The organism is Streptomyces sp. NPDC102283, from assembly GCF_044766265.1.
Lineage (GTDB): Bacteria > Actinomycetota > Actinomycetes > Streptomycetales > Streptomycetaceae > Streptomyces.
Window position 1 is genome coordinate 1 of the sequence record NZ_JBIWLQ010000057.1, and the last position, 2,046, is coordinate 2,046.

General features: G+C 66.1%; 2 protein-coding genes. One reads left to right on the forward strand and one right to left on the reverse strand.

Features of this window, described 5'->3' with window-relative positions; translation table 11 throughout:
• Positions 1-150 precede the first annotated feature (150 nt).
• Positions 151-939 carry a class I SAM-dependent methyltransferase gene (locus ACIRJT_RS38855; protein WP_403919368.1) on the reverse strand — a complete coding sequence of 263 codons (789 nt, stop codon included), beginning with the start codon at positions 937-939 and terminating at the stop codon, positions 151-153.
• A 332-nt stretch (positions 940-1,271) separates the two neighbouring features.
• Here ACIRJT_RS38855 and ACIRJT_RS38860 point away from each other — a divergent pair, with 332 nt between their 5' ends.
• The gene (locus ACIRJT_RS38860; protein ID WP_403919369.1) at positions 1,272-2,027 is read left to right on the forward strand and encodes a transposase family protein; all 756 of its coding nucleotides are present in this window, start codon (positions 1,272-1,274) and stop codon (positions 2,025-2,027) included.
• Positions 2,028-2,046 lie beyond the last annotated feature (19 nt).

Genomic DNA, 2,046 nt, shown 5'->3' on the forward strand with positions numbered 1-2,046 from the left:
CACTGAGCTGTTTCCAACCTCAGCTTGAGCATGTCAGATACAGGGTGAGGACCGTACCCGCAGCAACCGCTGCAAGCGCTGAACACTTCGCGAAGAACCCGCTGCAGGCGGTCGCGAGCCAGCAGGTCGGCAACGACGACGAAAGGCGGATCAGCGCGCCAGCTCCGACGTGCCTCGCGCCTGGTCGCGGCTGGCGACTACCAGGTACCCATCGCTCTCGGGGTCGAAGGTGGTGGACTGCACCGTGAGCCCGACACTCTGCAACTGCGCCACGAGGTCCTCGTACCGGTAGGGCCAGATGGACAACCGCTCCGAGCAGGCTCGCACTGACCCATCCGGCTCGATCTGGGCGACCACGATCTCGAGGAAGTGTTCCTGCTCCCAGCGCTGCTCGATCTGCCAGTAGTAGCTGATGACCGCATCGCGGTCGTTGCGGCGGATGAGTCGATCGCGGACGTCTACCCGTGAGCCGGCGGAGCGCACGAGCTCCCAGTTGCGTGAGTGGAGCACAAGGCGTCCGCCCGGATTGAGCAGCCGCGACATCGCTTCCAGTGCGGTCAGGCGCCCGGCTGCGCCCTCAGCATGCCCGAGCGAGTTGCCGACGCAGAACACCAGATCGAACGTGGAGTCCTCCAGGTGGTCGGGCAGCTCGTCCCAGCTCGCGCGGAGGGCTCGAAGCGAGACACCCTGCTCGTCGGCGGCCTGCTCGGTCCGGCGAACCATCCCCTTGCTGGCGTCTGCGGCGACCACGTCAAGGCCAAGACTCGCGAGACCGACGGCGAGCTGTCCGGTTCCACACGCGCAGTCGAGGACGCGCGCGTTGGGCGGCAGAGAGCCCACGACATCGCTGTAGTAAATGGCGGCTGCCTGGGCGGGGGTCAACCTGTCGTCCCCGATCAGCCACTCGTATACGTCGGAAAGCGCCCCATAACCAGCCACCGCGATAACCTCCACCACTCGACAACGCGCGGGCCAGACCGCCCTGCGATTCGGACTTTGCGCCTCGCACTGTGCCGGGCCGTGTCAGCGAAGCACTGAGCAGGACCCAACCACTTCCGGCCGCTGAGACTCCACCGGATTTCGTGGGAAACCGCGGCACGCCACACCGACGCAGGTCCCCACTCCACCAGCGCCTCATCGGCCACGATGGGGGCAGTGAGCCCTTCTCAAGCTGCGTTGCCTGACCGCGAGTTGAACCGTCCTGCGCAGCGACGAAGCTCCTGGTAAACGGGTTCTCGACCAAGATCACCCTTATCCGCCAGGAGATTCGCGTGCTTGTCTACCCGTCCTCGATTAATCTGTCCAGCCGCACCCTGCGGTTCCTGACCGGACAACTGACAGCCCGGCGGCAGGAGATCGGAACGCGGTGGCGGCGCCTTCCCGCCGCACGTCAGGCACTGCTCGCCCTGGCCCATCTACGGTGCGGTGACACCTACGCCCAGCTCGCTGCCGGGTTCGACATCGGGATCGCGACCGTCTACCGCTACATACGTGAAGCCGTCGAGGCCCTGGCCGCCCTCGCCCCGTCCCTGGCCGAGGCGATGAAGACGATCCGAACGAAGGCGTTCGTGATCCTCGACGGCACCCTGCTGCCGATCGACCGCATCGCCGCCGACACCCCGTACTACTCCGGGAAACACAAACGCCACGGCATGAACGTCCAGGTCCTCACCGATCCGTTCGGACGGCTGCTCTGGGCCTCGCCGGCTCTGCCCGGCTCGACTCACGACCTGACCGCCGCGCGGCAGCACGGCATCATCGAAGCCCTCGCCGATGCGGAACTCAAATGCTGGGCGGACAAGGCATATCAAGGCGCCGGCGGACCCGTCCGCGTACCGTTTCGGGGCCGCCGGCTCAAGCGCTGGAAGCGACGTTACAACAGCAGTCACGCCAAGATCCGCTGCCTCGGCGAGCGGGCCATGGCCATTATCAAGGGCTGGCGCCTCCTGCGGAAGCTCCGCTGCAGCACCAACCGAATCACCGACGTGGTGAAGGCCGTCCTCGTCCTTCACCACGCATCAGCGTGAGGTTGGAAAAGGTTCACTG